Genomic DNA, 14808 nt, shown 5'->3' on the forward strand with positions numbered 1-14808 from the left:
CTATATATTTATCTAAATTATAAGTTTTAAAATTGTTATGCTGATTTTAAATATATTAAGATGAAAAAGATAGTACTTTTTATGAGTCTATTACTTATAATAGCTTGTAGTAGTGACGATGAATTTAGTCCAACAGTTGTTGATACTAATTATAGCATCATGTTAAAGGATATTAAAGGACATAATCTATTAGACCCTACGTATGAGGGATCCTTTTCTCATCAAAAAATAGTATTATATGAAGCAGATACAAATGGTCAAAACACATCTATTATTTATAGAAAAGGATCAGAAATAATAAAGTCTGTATCTATTGAAGGAAAGACGGAATATTATCTAGAAATACAAGGAGGTTCTTATATTGCACCTGATAGATATATTGTGTATTTATCTTTGCCAAATGGGGATTTAGATAAACTGGAAATGAAGTTTAAGAAGAAAGGTCATAGTACATTGAAATATGAAGTGTACTATAACTCTAAATTAATATGGCGTGAGGGAGATATTGATTTAGGGTTTGTTATCATTAAATAGATAAATATAAATAGTTGATAATTCTATCTTTTAGAATACCAACTATTTATATTATCGGTTTATAATTTCTCTATTTTCTGTGTTTTAAAGACGTATTTATCTCCCTACAGTAATCATAAGTATGTCATCATAAGATGAAATACTTCTCACACACTCTGCTTTTACTGACTTTCTTAGGAGGACATAGTATGAGTAAGTCCATTGTTTAATGTAGAGACGTCAATATTTTGCGTGTCACACCATACATACACAATATGTGTAGATGTGTAGTGTGGTTACGGTGTGTAGACAGAAGATGTTCCGTCTTTACCTTATATTCGTTGTGTTCTTATTGCAAAGACTTATCACATAATTATCCCCTAATGCCTGAAAGACAACAATTCTAAATTCCTAATTAAATTATAGTATTTCTCTTCTCAGATCTTCTGCAGACTTAGGAGATAGTGCACCTAGAGGAATATCATATACAGTCACAGCACCAGTTTCTCCCTTTTGAGCTAATTTATATACAGCACGCGAGAAGGCTACTAATACACTAGCAGTGAACTCAGGGTTACTCTCAAGTGTTAGTCCAAATTCTATATTTTGTTTAGTGTCTGTACCTGTGATACCAGATCTAAACACTTTACCACCGTGAGGCATAGCAGAGTGATTTGCTTTAAGTTCTTCCTCAGATATAAAGTGTACCGTAGTGTGATAATCAGCGAAGTAGTTAGGCATTGTTTTGATAGTGTGTTCTATGATAGAAGTATCAGCTCTATCTTCTGCTACTACATAGCAGATACGCTCATGCTTCTCAGCTGTAGTTAATACAGGGTTTTCTCCTTGACGTACTCTATCTAAAGCACTTTCTATAGGGATAGTATATTGTACTCCACCTTTAACCCCAGAGATACGTCTAATCGCATCAGAGTGTCCTTGGCTTAATCCTTTCCCCCAGAATGTATATGTTTCTCCTTGAGGTAAGATACTTTCTCCTAATAATCTAAGCATAGAGAACAGTCCTGGATCCCATCCCGTAGAGATAAGGCTCAACTTATTGTGATCTTTAGCTGCTTTGTTTACCGTATTGAAGAATTCAGGAATCTTAGCATGAGTGTCAAAGCTATCAACTGTATTAAACCACTGTGCGATATAAGGCACTTGCTCAGGTAGATCAGTAGAAGAGCCACCACAGATAATCATTACATCAATGATATCTCTATATTCTGTGATTTGATCGATGTGTATTGCTTGAGCCTGAGTAGGAATGCTTTGAGGATCTCTTCTAGTGAAGACAGCTACTAATTCTAAATCAGTATTTTGACGAATAGCAAGTTCTACACCTTTTCCTAAGTTACCATAACCTACAATACCTATTTTGATAGGCTGATTAGAAGTATTCATATTTTTATTTTAAAAGTCTGTACAGTCCCTTTAGTTGTAGGGAGTTTCGTTTATAAGGGAGCTAATTTAGCTAAAACTTTAGACTTACTGTACACTAAATAGATTATCATTAGTTGTCCCCACGCATCTTTCCTTGGTTCACTATGAATAAAATAAGCTCTTTAAGTCATTTCCTTATTAGCTAGAAGGGATTTGATATGTAATCTCAAAAGGAGTTAAAGTTTTTTTGTATATTTGCAGAGTATTTTGCTTTAAATCAGAACCTTGTCTGAATACTTTTTAACTTGAAAGTATATAAATCAAAGCAAAAATACTTCTTCGTTTAGTTTTAAAAAGTACTATATTTTTTAAGGCTAAAAACTCTCATTTAGTACTATCGGTTTAAAATTACTAAAAAACACTTGTCACTTTTTTCGAGTGTTTATGCGGTATTTATCGGTGTTTCTTCGGAAAAGCCCCCCTTTTTGCAATACTTTTCCGAACAACTTCCAAACCACGCCCGAACAAAGGCCTTTTTTTAGCTGTTAAACCCTTGGTGTTATTGGGATAGGGCGTAGTTCGATAACTTCAGAACTAACATTTTGAGAATAAGTGTAGGTGCATTATGAGAACGGTAAAAAGTACTATTTGTGTTTTAATAGCAACTTAAGTATTGAGGGGAATTATATAAATCAAATAATTTATAATCAAGATTGAGTGTTCAGCAATATGTTTTATAGACTCAATAAAATATAAATTCCCTAATTTTAGCCTTGAAAAATAAAAATAGTATGGAAGAGGCACAAGTGGTAATAAATCGTATATATAGTTATCTAGACAGGTATAGTTTAAAAACGAATACAGATACTGTAGAGGATTTGATTGCTTTTATAGAGGAGCAATGGAACTTAGCTGATGAAAGTAAGTATTGTATATATGATGCCTCTATCATTATAGGACGTATGACTACTGAATATATAAGATTAAGAGAGTTTGAGAAGATGATGTTTTGGCTTGATGAAGGTGATAAGCATAGTAATAAAGATAGAAATCCTGAGTATGTACGCAATTATTATAAAGGAGAGTGTTGTTTAGAGTGTGGATATGAAGAAGCTGCTCTGCATTATTTAAATTTGTGTTATGCTGTAGAGCCAGAGTATATCTTTACAAGAGCTCCTTTTTGCTATGAGTTTTTTAATCAACATTTAGAAAATCCTGTACAGTTGTCAGAGCCTATTGAAGAGGATGAGGTAGAAATAGAGATGGAGTTAGAACTACCTTTGTGGAAAGCCTTTTTTAAGATGGAAGAAGCTATCCGATGTGAAGTATTACTAGATTATATAGAAGATGAGGTAGATGAGAAGGAAGCAACAGAATTAATGAATCGAATAGTAAAGGACGTTCAAGAGAATGAACAGACTATTCTAGAAGAGTTATTGAGTAAGCTAGTTTCTAAATACGAGAAGTGGCAAGTGCAGTATGGATATGAAGCAGAGGATAAAGAAACTTTTATGCCTGATATTGTAGATAAGAATCAGTTCGGAATGTTGATTACACCGATGACTATCTATATTATACCAGAATCATGGACAGAACCTCCTCATATAGGATATCTCTTTGATTGTTCATGGGATAGAGAACATGCATTAGGATTCATGACTTATGACCATAAGGTAGAGCATATTGGTGGAGCAGATAGTGCTTTTTGTTTGTAGAGGAGTTGAATTATGTAAATTAATACACACCCTTCAAGGTATATACCTTGAAGGTTTTTTTGTTGTTAATCTATATTTATCCAAAAGGATTAGGTTCTATCATTGTGAAAAGTTAATAAACAAAACAGATTATTAGTCATAGCTTATTTTTTGTTTGATTTTTTAATTAATTATTAACATTTTGGTAATTGATGCGTAATGTTAAGGTTAACTAGTGAAGGTAGCTTTGCCTCAACAAAAAATGATAAACTAATGAAAATTAACTACAAATTACCAACTTGGATTTTAGGTCTAGTTATGACTGCGTCTGTAGTAGGGTGCCATGATGATAATAATTCAGGTAGTGGCGAAGGGGAAAACAATGGCGACAAAATTGTTTTAAAGAATCATTCAAAAACACCAGCTTTTGTTTACGCGATGCCTGGTTTTGAAAAATTAGAGATTTTTTCTCTTATTTCGAGTGAAGATAAATTAAGTGAATCTCCTGATTTCGTGTTTGGAGGACAACCTGATGGGGCTGGTTTTATGAAAGATCCTAAAGGAGATGGATATTTGATGATTACAAATCATGAGATTATGAAATCTGTTTCTCGTGTTTATTTAGATAAAACATTTAAACCTGTTAAAGGAGAGTATATTGTAGATGGAATAGGAGGGATTACAAGGCTTTGTTCTGCTACTTTAGCAAAACCAGAGATACATGGTTTTGGACCTGTATTCTTGACAGCTGGAGAGTCGGGAGAAGAAAGTATGGTACACGCTATTGATCCTATGGGATCTACTGATCTTAAATCTAATCGAGATAGAGTATTGCCAGCGTTGGGTAAAGCAAGTATGGAGAATGCAGTTCCGCTTCCTTTGGATGTTTCTAATGGGAAAACGATTGTTTTAATTGGGGAAGATCAAGGGTATTTTTCTAATCATCAAAGTGCAGGGCAATTAATCATGTATGTTGGAAATAAAGGTGATCTTCAAGGAGGAAAATTATATGCATTAAAACGTAAGTCAGGAGGATATACTGAGATGGATATGAAAAAAGGAATGGAGTATGATGTAGAGTTTGTAGAGATACCAGGCGCTAAAGATATGACTGGAGCTCAGATTAATCAAAAGAATATGGAGCTAGGAGTTATTCGATTTTCTCGAGTAGAAGATGTTGATTATAGAAAAGGTGCAGGAAAAGGAAATGAAATTTACTTTACTGCAACAGGGCAAGCAAGCGGAGGTAATCCTGTAAATGGTTTTACGATGTGGGGAAGAGTATATAAACTAGTATTAGATAAAAACGGTATGATGACAGGTAAATTATCTGTTGCTGCAGAGGGAGATAGTGATCCTGGTAAGAATCTAATCAATCCTGATAACCTATGTGTGACTGAGAATTATGTATATATTCAAGAAGATGGAGATTCTTATTATGCCGATGCAAAACATGATTCTTATATCTGGCAATATAAAATAGCTGATGGTTCTTATAAACCATGGTTGAATATGAAGCACAATAGAGAAGATGCGGAGTGGCAAAAGAATTATAATCAATCTGGAAATCTTCAGAAATTTGGTTCTTGGGAGTTTGGAGCTATGGAAGATATCTCTGAGTTGATAGGTGTTCCAAATACTTTTTCTGTTAATATTCACTCGCATACTTGGCAAAAAAATGAATTTGTTGATGCAGATAAAGCGGGTGTGAACAAGAATAAAGAAGGAGGTCAGGTAGTGATTATTCGCAACGTAGAAAAATAGTTTAAGTTCTAATGTTTTGTAACCTCTAGTAGTATCTTATTTACTACTAGAGGTCTTTTTTTAGATTTTATGAAAACAATTAAATACACTTTTTTGATTGTTTTGGTTTGTTGTTTATTTAGTTGTTCCAACAAAACCAAAATATATGAAAATATTACTTATAATAACTATTTATTGACTCAAGTAGATAGTTTAGAAACGACAATAAATAATTTAGTAGATGCAGTAGAACAAGGTAAAGATAGTACTGTTGTTAGAAATGCGTTCGTAGAGAGTAGAAAGGCTTATAAAAAAATAGAGTGGGCAGTTGCCTATTTTTTACCTCATACAAGTAAATCAATTAATGGACCTGCACTAGATCAACTAGATTTAGATGAGAATAAATATGTACCTGCAGAAGGGTATCAGGTTGTAGAAGAATATCTATATCCTGTCTATGAACTAGAAAATTATGGCGAACTACTTATTGATACAAAGAGGTTAAAAAACTTTGTACTGAGTATACGCAAGAATTTTGAAGTAATTACCATTTCGGAAGATGTAGTTTTAGAGGCATTAAAGATGGAGTTGTTTCAGATTACAGCTTTAGGGATTACAGGTTTTGATACTCCAGCAAGTAAATTGTTATTTGTGGAAGCTGCCGTTAGTCTATCAGGAGTTAAACAAGTATTGGAGTTATCGAAGAATTGGCAGAATACAGCTTCTTATCCAGAAGTGAAATTATTATTAGATAAAGCTATAACTATCTGTCAAAAAAATCCTAACAAGGACAGTTTTGATTATCTAGATTTTATTACTTCGTATTTAGATCCCATAGCAAAAGGAATTGTAGGGATACAAAGGGACTTAGAGATTCCTTTTAAGGATGGTAATCAAGTGGTAAAAGGTAGTGTGAACTCACTTTTTGATAAGGATTTGATTAATTTAAATGCTTTTTTACCAGATTCTACTTACTATTTAACGCCAGCAAAGGTTGCTCTAGGTAAAGAATTGTTTTTTGATAAAAAGCTTTCTAAAGATAGTTTTAGAAGTTGTGCTGATTGTCATCATCCAGATAAAGCGTTTAGTGAGCCTTTTAAAACAGCATTAGACCTAAAAGGTCAACCACTTCTGCGCAATACACCTTCTCTGAATTACTCAGCATATTATCACGGGCAGTTTTGGGATATGCGAAGTGTTACTTTAGAGAGTCAGTCTTCTGATGTAATCACAAATAAAGATGAGATGCATGGAGATTTAAAACAAATAGTAGCTCATCTTAACGAAGAAGAAAAATACAAAAAACAGTTTAAAACAGTATACCAAACGGAAAAGGAAATAGAAGTATGGCAATTAGAAAATGTGTTAGCTTCTTATATTCGTTCTCTTTCTGTTTTTAACTCTCGTTTTGATCAGTATATGAGAGGTAATAAACAAGCTTTAACTTCTCGTGAAAAGAAAGGGTTCAATTTATTTGTAGGTAAAGCACAATGTGCAACTTGTCATTTTATGCCGGTGTTTAATGGGACAGTTCCTCCGTTTTTTGTGAATTCGGAACAAGAAGTATTAGGAGTACCAGCAGATAAACAAGGTAAGGTCTTAGATGGTGATTTAGGGAGATATGTATTTAATACAGATCTACCACAATTAAAACATTCGTTTAAGACACCTACTGTTAGGAATATAGGAGAAAGCGGTCCTTATATGCATAATGGTGTGTATGAGACCTTAGAAGAAGTAATGGATTTTTACAATAAAGGAGGAGGATTAGGTATGGGACTAGAAGTAGAAAGCCAAACCTTACCAGAAGACCCTTTACAGTTAACAGAGAGTGAAATTTCTGATATAGTATTATTTATGAAGGCATTAAGTGACCAATAATAAAAGTTAAATTCGTTTTAAAGCTCATGGTGTAGAACAATACATTGTGAGCTTTTTTAGTTATAGAAGTAGAGTAGAAGAGTTTCTTGTGATTTATTGAAAAAAGAGTACTTTTAGCACTCAAGTTTAAAAGAAATGTTATGGGTTTTTTTGATAAATTATTTGGAAAAGGCGTTAAGGAGGCAAATACTGTTGAATTAGAGACACAATATCAACAATTTTGGGATTGGTTTATTGCTAATGAGTCAAAATTCTATAAGACAATAGAAAATCATGAACGTGTAGTGGAGGATTTTATTGACATTGTCAGTCCTAAGTTAAAGGATATTAATCCAGACTTTAATATGCTAACAGGGATGGGAAAAGATGGGATAGGAGAACTAATTATTTCTCCTGATGGTAGACTAAAGTCATTGCCTTTTGTAGATGATTTTATTGAAGCAGCTCCAGAGCATGAAAGATGGCGTTTTATCAGTTGTAAACCGAGTGTAAAAGGGATAGGGTTAAATATGAATGGTTTTTTACTAGATGAAGAGACAGTTTCATTTGTACCTATTCATGATGATGAGTACCCTGATTATATCCATTTACGTTTTATAATTAAAGAATGTACTCCTGAGAATGAAGAAGAAATAGGGAATGCTCTTTATATGTTTTTAGATAATTACCTAGGTGAGATTAAGACAATGACCATGATAGATTACTTAGAGGTAAAAGGAGAAGAAGGTGTTGAAGGAGAGTTGATTCCGGTGTCTAAGTTAAGCGATTATTTAAGTTATAGGGAAACGGAGTTTGTGGAGAAGTATGATAGTGTGATTCGCAATAGTGAGGAGGATACTTATTCTATATTAGAAAGTAATACTGATCATGAGCCCTTAATAGTGGTAGTGAATACTAGTTTTTTAAACTGGGACCAGAAGATGTCTTACCCATGGGTAGTGAAGGTATCTATAAAGTATAAAGGACGTGAGGATGGGCTACCAAATAAACAAGATGTCACGACAATGGATGAGATAGAAGATCTAATTCTCGAATCAGGAATCTTGCATAGTGTGGCCAGAGAGACAGGTTCTGGAGAACGCACTTTATTCTTTGCAACAAAAGATTATAGAAGCGCATCTAGAGATGTATTTAAAACAATCGGCTTATTTACAGATCGCTTTGATATTGACTATACTATTTATAGAGATAAATATTGGATGGGGCTAGAAGTCTATACAAGAGCGATTAATAATGGCTAGTAAATATAATATGATTTAGGTGATAGTTTTAATTTTTATTTAAAACATTTTAGTTATTATCTATTTAGTAATGAGAATAGTTAGTACGGATATTGAGATTTATGTAGTTGGTAAAGCTGTCAGAAAAAGTGTTAAAACAAGGATAAAACCTAAAAACACAAGGGTAGCAAATATGAAAATCTAAATAGTTATCCTATATTTGGGATGCTAAAAAAAAGAAATCATGAAAATTTTAATATCACCTGCTAAGAGTTTAGATTATACAACAGCGGTACCTGTAGAAAAAGCTACAAAAGCTTCATTCATCAAAGAATCAAAAGTAATCAATGAAGTTTTACAATCTAAAACTCCTATGGACTTAGAGGCTCTAATGAAGATATCTAACAATCTAGCAGAACTAAATTGGAAGAGAAATCAAGAGAGAGCTTTTGTGAAGAAAGCTGGAAGGGAAAAAGATTTTAGACAAGCAGTTTTTGCTTTTAATGGAGATGTATACGCTGGTTTAGACCCTTATAGTCTAACAGCAGAGAAAATAGAGATATTACAAGATAAATTAAGAATATTATCAGGTCTTTATGGCTTGTTAAAACCTTTAGATGAAATAGAACCGTATCGCTTAGAAATGGGAACTAAAATGGCTGTAGGAGCAAATGCAAACTTATATGAGTTTTGGAAACCAATTTTAGCAGAAGCTTTAAATAAAGAAATGAAACAAGGTGAGTTACTAATTAACTTAGCTAGTAATGAATATTTTAGTGCTATTGATAAAAAAGCGATTAAAGGAACTCTTGTTACTCCAGATTTTAAAGAATTGAGAGAGGGAAAACTGAAGACAATCAGTTTCTATGCTAAAAAAGCAAGAGGAATGATGGTGCGTTATATCATAGATAATAATGTCAATGATATAGAGGGTTTAAAAAAGTTTAATGTAGATGGGTATGCATGGAGTGAAGCTGATTCTAAGGGTAATAATTTAGTGTTTACAAGATAAAATTTTATATACCACCAATATACAAATATGGAATTAGTACATTATATTACTTCAGATGTATTTACAATCGAGAAGTTAAATGAGATTTTAACTCAAGGTCAAAAAATACAGCTTTCTGAAGAGGCAAGAGCGAATATTGTGAATTGTCGTATGTATTTAGACGATAAAATGGCTAAACAAGCAGATCCTATTTATGGGATTAATACAGGGTTTGGTTCATTGTGTAACGTCAAAATAGACAATGATAACTTATCTCAATTGCAAGAAAACTTAATGATGTCTCACGCTTGTGGAACAGGAGAGATTGTTCCTGAAGAGATCGTTAAGATTATGTTGTTGTTAAAAGTGAAGTCTCTTAGTTACGGTAACTCAGGGGTTCAGTTAGAAACAGTAGAGAGATTAATTGATTTCTTTAATAATGATATTCTTCCTGTAGTTTATAACCAAGGGTCTTTAGGGGCTTCAGGGGATTTATCTCCACTAGCACACTTGACATTGCCATTAATCGGTGAAGGAGAAGTGTTTTGTGATGGATTTAGACAACCGGCCAATAAAGTGCTAGCTAATCACAATTGGCAGCCTATAAAATTAAAATCAAAAGAAGGATTAGCACTATTAAATGGAACTCAGTTTATGAGTGCATACGGATGCTATATTCTTTTAAAGTCAAAGAAATTATCTTATTTAGCTGATGTTATAGGGGCTATTTCTTTAGAAGGTTTTGATGGTAGAATCGAGCCGTTTAATGAGTTAATTCACTATGTAAGACCTCATAAAGGACAGATAGAGACAGCACAGTTCTTTAATGAAATTTTAGAAGGGTCTGAATTGATTAGTCGTCCAAAAGAGCACGTTCAAGATCCATACTCATTCAGATGTATTCCACAGGTACATGGAGCATCAAAAGACGCTATCGATTATGTGAATCGCGTGTTTAAAACAGAGATTAACTCTGTAACAGATAACCCAAATGTGTTTTATAAAGACGATATTATCGTTTCTGGAGGTAATTTCCATGGACAACCATTGGCATTAGCGTTAGATTTCTTAGGAATTGCTTTAGCTGAATTGGGAAGTATATCAGAACGTAGAACTTATCAATTGATTTCAGGGCTAAGAGGCTTACCAGCATTCTTGGTTTCTAATCCAGGTTTAAACTCAGGGTTTATGATTCCTCAATATACAGCTGCGAGTATTGTAAGTCAGAACAAACAATTAGCAACTCCTGCGAGTGTGGATAGTATTGTGTCAAGTAATGGACAAGAAGACCACGTAAGTATGGGGGCTAATGGGGCTACGAAGACGCTACGCATAGTAGATAATTTAGAGCGCATTCTAGCTATAGAATTGATGAATGCAGCACAAGCATTAGAGTTCAGAAGACCTGCGAAATCAAGTGAGTTCATTGAATCTTTCTTGAAAATTTATAGAGAAGAGGTTTCTTTTGTAGATGTTGATCGCATTTTACATTATGATATAGAAAAGTCAATAGCATTCTTAAATTCATTTCAAATAGATTTAGAAGCTTAAGACTTATAAAATTATAGAAATATTAGGATTAACCGCATCTTTCTTTCTAAAAGGGGTGCGGTTTTTTTAATATATATGCTATATTTGTATACGTTTATAAAAATGATTCTCATTGGCCAACATTAATAAACTTAAAATCCTAAATGATCCTATTTATGGATTCATTTCTATACCAAATTCTTTGGTATATGACTTAATTGAACACCCTTATTTTCAACGATTGAGAAGAATCTCTCAAATGGGAGTGTCTTATCTAGTATACCCTGGTGCTCATCACACTCGTTTTCATCATGCTTTAGGCTGTATGCATTTAATGCAAAAAGCGGTACAAGTTTTGCGCTTTAAGAATGTAGAGATTTCTGAAGAAGAAGAAAATGCTTTGTATGTAGCTATTTTACTTCATGATATAGGGCATGGACCTTTCTCTCATGCGATGGAAGAAAGTATTGTAGAGGGAGTTCATCACGAAGAGATTTCAATCTTGTTTATGAATCGTTTAAATAAAGAGTTTGAAGGGAAGTTAGACTTAGCAATCAAGATATTTAAAGGTGAATATCACCGTAAGTTTATGTTACAATTGATCTCAGGTCAGTTAGATATGGATCGTATGGATTATCTAAAGAGAGATAGTTTCTATAGTGGAGTAGCAGAAGGTAATATTAACTCAGAGCGATTAATTCAGATGTTGAATGTAGTGAATGATGAGTTAGTCGTGGAAAAGAAGGGGATTTACTCTGTAGAGATGTTTTTGATCGCACGTAGATTAATGTATTGGCAAGCATATCTACACAAGACAAGTGTATGTGCAGAATTAATTTTAGTGCGTGTATTAAAACGAGCAAAAGAATTAACTCATAAAGGAGTAGAGTTATGGTGTAGTGAGTCTTTACAATTCTTTCTAAAGAATCAGATAGAAGAAGGAGATTTCGATCAAGTAGGGTTAGAGAAATTCGCTTTATTAGACGATTCAGATATTCTAGGAGCTCTTAAATCATGGCAATTCCATAATGACTTTATTTTGTCAGAATTGAGTAAAATGATTATTAATCGCGAGCTATTACGCATTGAATTTGTCTCAGATAAAGAGGAAACAAAGTTAAAGTTAAATAATATGCTTGATAAAGTATCTAAGAAATATTCTATTTCTAATGAGGCTTCAAAATACTTTGTATTTAAAGGTAAAATGGAGAATCAAGCGTATAGTAAAGATAAAGAGCCTATTATGATACTTAAAAAAGATGGGACAACAAAAGATGTGTTATCGGTATCAGATGAACTAAACCTTAAATCATTGACGAAAGTGGTGACAAAGTATTTTGTTTGTTATCCAAAAAACGTTTTTGAAAGTTAAATTTCAATTATATTTTATATTTTTGCCTCGATGAAAATAGCAGCAGAACAAATAGCGTCAGTATTAGAAGGAGAAATTGTAGGGAATCCTATGATAGAAGTAAGTACATTGGCTAAGATAGAGGAAGGAACAGCAGGTTCAATTTCTTTTTTAGCAAATCCTAAATACGTACACCATATATATACAACAAATGCCTCTGTGGTTATCGTAAATAAAACTTTCGAACCAGAGCATCCAATAACAGCAACTTTAATTAAAGTAGATGATGCGTATAAAGCATTCTCTAAATTATTAGAGTATTACAATCAAGTGAAATTAATGAAGTCAGGAATCGAACAACCTTCAGTTATATCAGAAGGGGTAGAGTACGGTGATGACTTATATTTGGGAAGCTTTGCTTATATTGGTAAAAATGTTAAAATAGGAAATAACGTAAAGATATACCCTAATACATTCGTAGGAGACAATGTACGTATTGGGGATAATACAGTTTTATTTGCAGGAGTTCGTATTTACTCAGAATCTGTAATAGGAGCTAATTGTACTTTTCATGCAGGAGTAATTATTGGATCTGATGGATTTGGTTTTGCACCTAATCCTGATGGGACATTTAATAAAGTTCCTCAGATAGGTAATGTTATCATTGAGGATAATGTAGAAATAGGTGCAGCGTCTACTATAGATAGAGCTACATTAGGATCTACAGTTATTCGCAAAGGAGTAAAGTTAGATAATCAAATTCAGATAGCTCACAATGTGGAGATAGGAGAGAATACAGTAATCGCTTCTCAAACAGGAGTGGCGGGATCTACAAAGATTGGAAAAAACTGTATGATAGGAGGGCAAGTAGGTATAGTAGGACATTTGACAATAGGTGATAATGTTCGTATTCAGGCTCAGTCAGGAGTAACTAAGAATTTAGAGAATGGTGCGGCAGTACAAGGTAGTCCAGCATTACCTCATAGTGATTTTTTAAAGTCATATAGTTACTTTAAAAACTTTTCTAAGATTGTTAGTGACATAGAGTCAATTAAAAAGAATATAAAATAAGAGCCTTTCAAAATATTTAAAGAGATTTAATTATGGTTAAACAAAAAACCATCCAAAGCGAAGTAACACTTAGTGGTGTAGGTTTACATACAGGTCAATTGGTAACAATGACTTTAAAACCTGCTCCAATCAATAATGGTTTTACTTTTGTACGTATGGATTTAGAGGGACATCCAATTATAGAAGCGGATGCTAATTATGTTGTAAATACACAACGTGGTACAAACCTTGAAAAAAAGGGAGTAAAAATACAAACAACAGAGCATGTATTAGCAGCTTTTGTAGGATGTGATTTAGATAATGTTATCATTGAGTTAAACGCATCTGAGCCTCCTATTATGGATGGGTCTTCTAAATACTTTGTTGAAGCAGTTGAAAAAGCAGGTATTGTAGAACAAGATGCTGAACGTGAGGAGTACATCGTAAAAGAAGTTATTTCTTTTGTAGATGAACAAACGGGAAGTGAGATAATCGTTATGCCTTCTGATAGTTACCAAGTGACTGCAATGGTTGATTTTGGTACTAAAGTATTGGGTACACAGAATGCTACATTGAAATCAATGTCTGACTTTAAAGAAGAGATTTCTGAAGCACGTACTTTTAGTTTCTTACACGAGCTAGAAGCATTACTTGCTAACGGATTGATTAAAGGAGGAGATTTAAATAATGCTATTGTTTATGTAGATAAGGATATATCTCCAGAAACAATGGAACACCTTAAGAAAGCATTTGGCAAAGAAGAGATTGCTGTTAAGCCAAATGGAGTTTTAGACAACTTAACATTACATTATCCTAATGAAGCTGCACGTCATAAATTACTTGATGTAATCGGAGATTTAGCTTTAATAGGAACAAGAATTAGAGGTAAAGTTATTGCAAATAAACCAGGACATTCAGTGAATACTAACTTTGCTAAGAAAATGTCTAAGATTATTCGCAATGAAAAGCGTAACCAAGTTCCATCTTATGATTTACATGCAGAACCATTAATGGATGTAAATAAAATTATGGCTTTATTACCTCACAGACCTCCATTCTTATTAGTAGATAAGATTTTAGAGATGTCTGATAAGCACGTAGTAGGACTTAAGAATGTAACGATGAATGAACCATTCTTCGTTGGACACTTCCCTGGTGCACCAGTTATGCCAGGAGTTCTTATCTGTGAAGCAATGGCTCAGTCAGGAGGTATCTTGATTCTGAGTACTGTACCAGATCCAGAGAACTATCTTACTTATTTTATGAAAATGGATAATGTGAAGTTTAAAAACAAAGTACACCCTGGTGATACTTTAGTGTTTAAATTAGAGCTTATTACACCGATAAGAAGAGGGATATGCCATATGCAAGGGTATGCGTATGCCAATGGAAAATTAGTAGCTGAGGCTGAATTAATGGCTCAGATTTCAAAAATAACAAATAACTAAG

At 33.3% G+C, this 14808-nt stretch carries 11 protein-coding genes; 10 read left to right on the top strand and 1 reads right to left on the bottom strand.

All coding sequences use genetic code 11. The annotated features are described in order from the left end of the window. Window positions 1-60 precede the first annotated feature (60 nt). Window positions 61-534, top strand: a complete 474-nt coding sequence (locus AABL87_RS04210; protein WP_006258933.1) for a hypothetical protein — start codon at window positions 61-63, stop codon at window positions 532-534. Between the two features lie 399 nt (window positions 535-933). On the opposite strand, the gene AABL87_RS04215 is transcribed toward AABL87_RS04210, so the two are convergent. Continuing rightward, window positions 934-1920, bottom strand: a complete 987-nt coding sequence (locus AABL87_RS04215) for a diaminopimelate dehydrogenase (RefSeq protein WP_006261155.1) — start codon at window positions 1918-1920, stop codon at window positions 934-936. Window positions 1921-2690: 770 nt separating this feature from the next. Here AABL87_RS04215 and AABL87_RS04220 point away from each other — a divergent pair. The 9 genes from AABL87_RS04220 (at window position 2691) to AABL87_RS04260 (ending at window position 14807) form a co-directional block, all read left to right on the top strand. Next, window positions 2691-3614: a DUF6985 domain-containing protein gene (locus tag AABL87_RS04220; protein ID WP_341276988.1), complete on the top strand. Its 924-nt coding sequence runs from the start codon at window positions 2691-2693 to the stop codon at window positions 3612-3614. A 198-nt stretch (window positions 3615-3812) separates the two neighbouring features. Next, complete coding sequence (locus AABL87_RS04225) at window positions 3813-5357, top strand: hypothetical protein (RefSeq protein WP_341276989.1); 1545 nt, start codon at window positions 3813-3815, stop codon at window positions 5355-5357. 174 nt (window positions 5358-5531) lie between these two features. Beyond that, window positions 5532-7217 (top strand): cytochrome-c peroxidase, encoded by a 1686-nt coding sequence (locus AABL87_RS04230; protein WP_341276990.1) that lies wholly within the window; start codon window positions 5532-5534, stop codon window positions 7215-7217. Window positions 7218-7357: 140 nt separating this feature from the next. Then, entirely contained in the window at window positions 7358-8458 is a 1101-nt protein-coding gene (locus AABL87_RS04235; protein WP_058699572.1) for a DUF695 domain-containing protein, read from the top strand. Between the two features lie 223 nt (window positions 8459-8681). Continuing rightward, window positions 8682-9449, top strand: coding sequence for a peroxide stress protein YaaA (gene yaaA, locus AABL87_RS04240; protein WP_006258926.1), 768 nt, complete (start codon window positions 8682-8684; stop codon window positions 9447-9449). Between the two features lie 27 nt (window positions 9450-9476). Further along, window positions 9477-10979 carry a histidine ammonia-lyase gene (hutH, locus tag AABL87_RS04245; protein ID WP_039329484.1) on the top strand — a complete coding sequence of 501 codons (1503 nt, stop codon included), beginning with the start codon at window positions 9477-9479 and terminating at the stop codon, window positions 10977-10979. A 112-nt stretch (window positions 10980-11091) separates the two neighbouring features. After that, window positions 11092-12330, top strand: coding sequence for an HD domain-containing protein (locus tag AABL87_RS04250; RefSeq protein WP_006258924.1), 1239 nt, complete (start codon window positions 11092-11094; stop codon window positions 12328-12330). Window positions 12331-12360: 30 nt separating this feature from the next. Beyond that, window positions 12361-13380 (top strand): UDP-3-O-(3-hydroxymyristoyl)glucosamine N-acyltransferase, encoded by a 1020-nt coding sequence (gene lpxD, locus AABL87_RS04255; RefSeq protein ID WP_286415716.1) that lies wholly within the window; start codon window positions 12361-12363, stop codon window positions 13378-13380. A 32-nt stretch (window positions 13381-13412) separates the two neighbouring features. Then, window positions 13413-14807 (top strand): bifunctional UDP-3-O-[3-hydroxymyristoyl] N-acetylglucosamine deacetylase/3-hydroxyacyl-ACP dehydratase, encoded by a 1395-nt coding sequence (locus AABL87_RS04260; protein ID WP_006258922.1) that lies wholly within the window; start codon window positions 13413-13415, stop codon window positions 14805-14807. Window position 14808 lies beyond the last annotated feature (1 nt).

Origin of the sequence: Myroides sp. C4067 (genome assembly GCF_038039665.1) — a bacterium.
In the GTDB taxonomy this organism is placed as follows: Bacteria; Bacteroidota; Bacteroidia; order Flavobacteriales; family Flavobacteriaceae; genus Flavobacterium; species Flavobacterium odoratimimum.